Raw genomic sequence first — 6471 nt, forward strand, 5'->3', positions numbered from 1 at the left:
CCCCGAATCTAGGGATCTCACCTGCAGAAGTCGATGATCGTTCTGGTCAGCACGTCGGTGACGCGGTCGAGCGAGGCGAGGTCGACGTGCTCGGTGGCCGCGTGGGCGCCCGCGCCGTCGACGCCGAACAGCAGGCAGGGGATGCCTGCCTGGTCCAGCAGGGCGCAGTCGGTCCAGAACGGTTCGGCGCGGATGACCGGCGGTTCGCCGAGGTTGGCGATCAGCGTGCGGACGATGTCGGCGTTCTCGTCGGCTTCGAACGGGTCTCTTGCGAGACCGCGGGTGAGTTCGGCCTTGAAGTCGGGGACGGTGGCGGTGAGGTGGTCGAGGATCTTCGTGAGCTCGGCTTCGACCTGGTCCGGGGTTTCGCCGGGGACCGTGCGGCGTTCGAGGGTGATCTTGCAGCTCGACGGGTAGGTGGAGGCCTCCTCGCCGCCGCTGATCAGCGACGCGTGGATGGTGCCCGTCCCGAGGAGATGGTGTTCGGTGGTGAGGTTCATCTGGTCCAGCGCCACCAGGAAGTGGCCCGCTTTGGCGATCGCGTCGACGCCCAGCTCTGGTCGTGAGCCGTGCGCCGCTTTGCCTGCGACCTCCACGTCGAACCACACGAAACCCTTGTGCGCCAACGTGACTTCGAGGTGGCTGGGTTCGGTGACGATGGCGGCGTCGGCGGTGAATCTCGTGAGCACTTCTTCCGTGCCGTGGCTGCCGTGTTCTTCGTCGGCCACGCACGCGACGATCACGTCACCTCGGAGCGGGTGTTCGGTGGCTTTGCCTGCGGCGACCATCATCGCCGCCACGCCGCCCTTCATGTCGAACGTGCCGCGGCCGAACATCTTGCCGTCGCTGATCTCCGGGTGAAGCGGGTCGCCGTCGTAGTTCGACGTGCCGACCGTGTCGATGTGGCCGTTGAGCATCAACGACCTGCCGCCGCCGGTTCCGCGTTTGACGGCGACCACTGACGGTCTGCCCTTTCGCTGCTCCAAGCGGTGGACCTCGAAGTTGTTGCGCTTGAACCATTCGGTGCAGAAGTCGGCGATCTCGGACTCGCCGTTGCCGCCGGGGACGAGGTCGGGGTTGACCGAGTCGATGGCGATCAGCTCGGCCAGCAGGTCACGTGTGTTCATCGGGCCCCTTCGGTGCTGATGAGCACGACGGTGTTCAGGTCGTCGAAGTCGGTGCGGATGGCGCGGAGCCCGGCGAGTGACGCGGCACCGCAGGGTCCGGAGTGGACGTTGTGCGCTCTGAGGTCGTTGACTGCTTTGGCGCACTCGGCGTCGGTGATGGCCACCGCGGCGTCCAAACCGTTGTGCAGGAACGGCCAGGCGGTCGCGCTGGGGGTGCCGCAGTTGAGTCCGGTCATGATCGTGTCTTTGGTGCGGATGGTCTTTCGCTCGCCGGCTTTCAGGCTTTCCAGTACGCACGCGGCGGTGTCGGGTTCGACGGCCAGGAGCTTGGTCTTGGAGTTGCGGCTGCGGTAGTGCGTGATCACGGCCTGGGCGAACGAGCCCACGCCGACCGGGATGACGACGAGGTCGGGTTCTTGGTCGAGTTGCTCGTCGATCTCCGTGCACAGGGTGCTGTAGCTCTCGACGATCCAGGCCGGGATCTGCTCGTAGCCCGGCCAGCCCATGTCCTGGACGAGAATTCCGTCGGCCTGCGCTGCCATGCCGACCGCGTCGTCGTAGTTGCCGTTGACGATCGTGACTTCGGCCTGTTCGGCTTTGATGGCTGCGACGGCGTGCTCTGGAACGTTGTGCGGCACGAAGATGTGCGCTTTGTGGCCGAAGATCCGGGCCATGCGGGCGACCGCGCGGCCGTGGTTGCCGTCGGTCGCCGTGGTGAGCGTGACCTGTCCGGTTTGGTCTTTCAGGACCTGGTGCACCGCCCAGGACGCGCCGAGGGCCTTGAACGCGGGCAGGCCGAGCCGGGAGGATTCGTCCTTGACGAACAACCGGCCGACTTTCAGTTCCGTGGCGAGGGCGGGGAGTTCCGTCAGCGGAGTGGGCGCGTAATCGGGAAGTCGCGCGTGGAAGTCCCGCACTGTCGCGGGCGCGGGCGGGCACGTCCAGGTGGTGGCTGGGCGCAAGAACTTCATGAGGACAGCGTGCGGTGGTGCCGATCGTCGGTCCAGCGCATGTTTTCGATCTGTATCGGTGGGAGAATCCGACGAATCTGGGAGGAGGCGCCGGTGACCGAGGAGGAGCTGATCGTCGAGTTCGCGCTCACCCGTTTGGACAACCCCGGCCTGGAGCTGGAGGAGGTCGCCGCGTTGGTGGTCGGCCGGGTGGGGCCGGAGCGCATGCTCGAGTTCGCGGGGCAGACCCTCGCGCACCGCGATGAGCTGCGGGGAGCGGTGTTCCCGGCGGCCGTCGAGCACGTGCTGCGGGTTGTTCTGACGTTGCGCGGCCCGCGGGACTAGTTGCTTCGGCTGAACGTTTGTTCAATACTCTGAACATGCGTTCAGATCTGACGGCGCGCGCCCGTATCCGGGACGCCGCCCTGGCGCGCTTCGGCGCCGACGGGGTGGCTGGGACGTCCGTGCGGGCAGTCGCGGCCGATGCCGGGGTGTCGGCCGCTTTGGTGCTGCACCACTTCGGGTCGAAGGACGGGCTGCGGCAGGCGTGCGACGAGTACGTGCTGGACGGGTTCTCCGCTGAGGGTGATCTCGGGGAGGTCTTGTCCGCCGCGACGCCGGTTCGCCGCTACCTGGCTCGTTCGCTGTTGGATGGAACCGTTGGTGCGGCTGCTTTGTTCGACTCGATCGTGGCGCGCACGGAGTCATGGCTCGCTGGGGGAGAGGTCGAGGGATGGGTGCGGCCTTGCTCCGATGCGCGCGCTCGGGCCGTTACGTACGTGTCGTGGCTGTTGGCGCCGCTTGTGCTGGGGCAGCAGGTTGGCCGGTTGCTCGGCGGTGACCCGGCCGAGACCGCGGTCGCTGTGCGGGGTGCGGTGGCCGGGCTGGAGATGCTGACGCACGGGCTCTTCACCGACGACCGGTTCCTGTCGGCGTTCTCGGAGGTGCACAGTGGACGTTGAGCGGGTGGCCCGGTTGTTCCGGATGGACGACGAGGCGTGGCGGCGGCACGCGAACCCGTGGAGCGTCTGGACGCGGTTCGCGGCGATCCCGGCCATGCTGCTGGCGATCTGGAGCCGGACGTGGATCGGCTGGTGGTGTCTCGTGCCGATCTTCGTGGTGGTCGTGTGGCTGTGGCTGAACGTCAAGGTGTTCGCGCCGGTCTCTTCGCCGCGCGGCTGGACGTCGCGGGGCATCTACGGCGAACGCACCTGGCTGGAGAACCGGTCTGCGGTGCCACCGGACCACCGGTCGGTGCTGCGGATCCTGGTCTTGCTGGGGTCGGTGGGCTTCGGGTTGATCATCTGGGGACTGGTGGCGCTCTCGGTGTGGCCGACGGTGTTCGGGGCGACACTGGTCGTGGTCGCGCAGCTGTGGCGCATTGACCGGTTCGGGTGGCTCTGGGAGCGCGTGAACGCGGCTTGAGCGGCGCTCGATCGCGACTGCACGGGAATTGTCAGTGCTGCCGGGTAACGTCCCTCCCATGAGTGCTGGGGACCGGATTCAGGAGCTCGCCGCGCGGATCGTCGAGCTGCGCGGCGCGTACTACCAGGGCGAGCCGCTCGTGGCCGACGCCGAGTACGACGCGATCGAGGACGAGTTCCGGGCGTTGGTCGCGAAGCACCCGGAGCTGGCGCCGGAGGACAACCCGCTCGACCACGTGGGCGCGCCGTCGGTGCTGCACGCGCCGGTGCGCCACTCGCGGCCGATGCTGTCGCTGGAGAAGGCGAACAAGGCGGAGCAGGTCGAGGCGTTCTTCGCCAGGTTCCCCGGCCAGCCGGTGGTCGTCATGCCCAAGCTCGACGGCCTGTCGCTGGCCCTGGTCTACGAGAACGGGCGGCTGGCGCGTGCCGTCACCCGCGGCGACGGCACGACGGGCGACGACGTGACGTTTTTGACGCGTGCTCTGTGCGACGGCGTGCCGGACAAGGTCGACGCGCCGGGCCGGGTCGAGGTGCGCGGCGAGTGCGTGATGCTGCGCTCGACGTTCAACACCTACAACGCGGCCCACCCGGACAAGCCGCTGATCAACCCGCGCAACGCGGCGGCGGGCACCCTGCGCGCCAAGGACCCGAAGGCCGTCGAGGGCCGCCGCATGCAGTTCTTCGCGTTCGACCTCACCACCGAACCGGAGAGCGCCGACTCCGACCTCGACGCGGGCCTGCGCAAGCTCGGCTTCAGCGTCGCCGAGATGAGCCACTGCTCGTCCGCTGCGGAAGCCCAGAAGCTGATCGAGGGCATCGAAGAGGCGCGCAACTCGCTGGACTACGACCTCGACGGCGCCGTGCTGCGCCTGGCCAACCGCGACGCGTTCGCCGCCGCCGGCACCCGCTCGTCCTCGCCGCGCGGCGCGATCGCGTACAAGTTCGCCGCCGAGGAGAAGACCACGGTGCTGCTGGACGTCGTCTGGGACGTCGGCAAGACCGGCAAGATCGCCCCGGTCGCCTGGCTCGAGCCCGTCTTCGTGGGCGGCACCACCGTCACCCGCGCCACCCTGGCCAACCAGGAGGTCATCCGCTCGCGCGGCATCAAGATCGGCGACACCGTGCTGGTCCGCCGCGCCGGCGACGTGATCCCGTTCGTGGCCGGCGTCCTGGACGCCTCGAAGCGCACCGGAGCCGAGCGCGAGATCGTCCCGCCCTCGTCGTGCCCGTCGTGTGCCCAGGGGTTGACCGAACAGGGCAACAGCCGCGAACTGTTCTGCACCAACGCCGCCTGCCCGGCCCAGACCGTCCGCCGCCTGATCCACTGGTCCTCCCGCGCCGCCGCCGACATCGACGCGATCGGCCAGGTGTGGATCGAACGCCTCGCCGAGACCGGCGACCTGGTGAACCCGTCCGACTTCTACACGCTCACCAAAGAACGCCTGCTGGAGTTCGACCGCGTGGGCGAGATCTCCGCGACCCGCATGATCGAGTCCATCGACCGCAGCCGCGCCGTGGGCCTGCGCCGAGCCCTGATCGGCCTCTCGATCCCGATGGCTTCCGAAGGCACCGCCGCCCGCCTGTGCCGCGCGGGCTTCGGCTCGTTGGAGGAGGTCGCCGACGCGGGCGTCGAGAAGCTGGTGGCGGTGGAGGACATCGGGCAGAAGGTCGCCGAGTCGCTGACCCACCACCTGGCCCGCCTGCGCCCGGAGATCGAGCGCCTGCGCGAACGCGGCGTCTCGCTGGAGGTCCGCGAGGAGGACCTGCCCCCCAAGGTGGTCGCCGGCGCTCCTCTGGACGGCAAGTCCGTCGTCATCACGGGGTCGATCAGCGACCCGCGCTCGGGCGAGAAGGTCACCCGTCCGACGTTCCAGAAGATGTGCGAGCGCGCGGGCGCCACGGCCGCGTCCTCGGTGTCCGCGACCACGGACCTGCTCATCACGGGCGCCGGCGTGGGCGCGAGCAAGCTGACGAAGGCGGAGAAGCTCGGCGTCGAGGTGGTCGACCAGGGCGAGATCTGGAAGGTGCTGATCGACGCGGGCATCGCCTGAAGCCGTTGCGGCAAAACGCCCTCAGGCCGCCGTCGGGGGACAGGTGACGACCTGAGGGCGGTGCTGCTCAAGCCGCCGCCGGGGGATGAGACGGCTCGAGCGCGGTGCCGTCAAGCCGTCTGCGGGAACGACCTGAGGCGGTGCCGCTCAGATCGCCGCCGGGCGTGCGACGACCTGGGGCGTGCTGCACAGGCCGCCGTCGGGGGATAGCTGACGGCGTCGGGGGATAGCTGACGGCTTGAGGTTTTGCTGCCCTCAGGCCGCCGTTGGGTGTGTGTGACGGCCTGAGGGCGATGCCGTCAAGCCGTCGGGGGCGGCCTGAGGCGGTGTCGCTCACTCCGTCGCGGGGGGATGCGACGGAGTGAGCGCGGTGCCGTCAGGTCGTCTGGGGGTGACGGCCTGAGGCGGTGCCGCTCAGATCGCCGCTGGGGGGATGCGACGACCTTGGGGGCGTGCTGCTCAAGCCGCCGTCGGGGTGCAGGTGACGGCTTGAGGTTTGCTGCCCTCAGGCCGCCGTTGGGGGGTGTGCGGCGGCCTGAGGGCGATGCCGTCAAGCCGTCTTGGGGAACGACCTGACGCTGTGCCGCTCACTCCGCCGCGGGGGGATGCGACGGCTTGAGCGTGGTGCCGTCAAGCCGTCTGGGGGCGACGGCCTGAGGGCGGTGCCGCTCAGACCGCCGCGGGGGGATGCGACGGCCTGAGGGCGGTGCCGCTCACTCCGCCGCGAGGGGGTGCGACGGCCTGAGCGCGATGCTTTCGAGCCGCCTGGGGGACGGCCCGAAAGCTGGTCTGTGATGGTCGGTGCGGCGGTCGCCTCTCGGCGGTGGGCACAACGCGGTACCAGCCGAACGGTCTTCCGCGAAGGCGATTCAAGTGAGGCCCGGGGGACCAGGACCGCACCGACCACTCTCTACAACGG

Annotated in this window: 6 protein-coding genes; 4 read left to right on the forward strand and 2 right to left on the reverse strand. The window is 69.2% G+C overall.

Annotated elements, in window-relative coordinates; all coding sequences use genetic code 11:
- Positions 1–17 precede the first annotated feature (17 nt).
- Complete coding sequence (locus tag DI276_RS14465; RefSeq protein ID WP_112263862.1) at positions 18–1127, reverse strand: ArgE/DapE family deacylase; 1110 nt, start codon at positions 1125–1127, stop codon at positions 18–20.
- Complete coding sequence (locus DI276_RS14470) at positions 1124–2098, reverse strand: pyridoxal-phosphate dependent enzyme (RefSeq protein WP_112263863.1); 975 nt, start codon at positions 2096–2098, stop codon at positions 1124–1126. The genes DI276_RS14465 and DI276_RS14470 overlap by 4 nt, the downstream gene beginning before the upstream one ends.
- A 93-nt stretch (positions 2099–2191) precedes the next feature.
- Here DI276_RS14470 and DI276_RS14475 point away from each other — a divergent pair, with 93 nt between their 5' ends.
- From DI276_RS14475 to ligA, 4 genes are read left to right on the forward strand one after another with little or no spacing between them, the layout of a single operon-like run.
- On the forward strand, positions 2192–2422 hold the full coding sequence (locus DI276_RS14475) for a hypothetical protein (protein WP_112263864.1): 231 nt from the start codon (positions 2192–2194) through the stop codon (positions 2420–2422).
- Between the two features lie 35 nt (positions 2423–2457).
- Positions 2458–3039 carry a TetR family transcriptional regulator gene (locus DI276_RS14480; protein ID WP_112263865.1) on the forward strand — a complete coding sequence of 194 codons (582 nt, stop codon included), beginning with the start codon at positions 2458–2460 and terminating at the stop codon, positions 3037–3039.
- The gene (locus tag DI276_RS14485; RefSeq protein WP_112263866.1) at positions 3029–3502 is read left to right on the forward strand and encodes a DUF6653 family protein; all 474 of its coding nucleotides are present in this window, start codon (positions 3029–3031) and stop codon (positions 3500–3502) included. The genes DI276_RS14480 and DI276_RS14485 overlap by 11 nt, the downstream gene beginning before the upstream one ends.
- 58 nt (positions 3503–3560) lie before the next feature.
- Positions 3561–5552: an NAD-dependent DNA ligase LigA gene (gene ligA / locus DI276_RS14490; RefSeq protein WP_112263867.1), complete on the forward strand. Its 1992-nt coding sequence runs from the start codon at positions 3561–3563 to the stop codon at positions 5550–5552.
- Positions 5553–6471 lie beyond the last annotated feature (919 nt).

Source organism: Lentzea terrae, assembly GCF_003265345.1.
Taxonomy (GTDB): Bacteria; Actinomycetota; Actinomycetes; order Mycobacteriales; family Pseudonocardiaceae; genus Lentzea; species Lentzea terrae.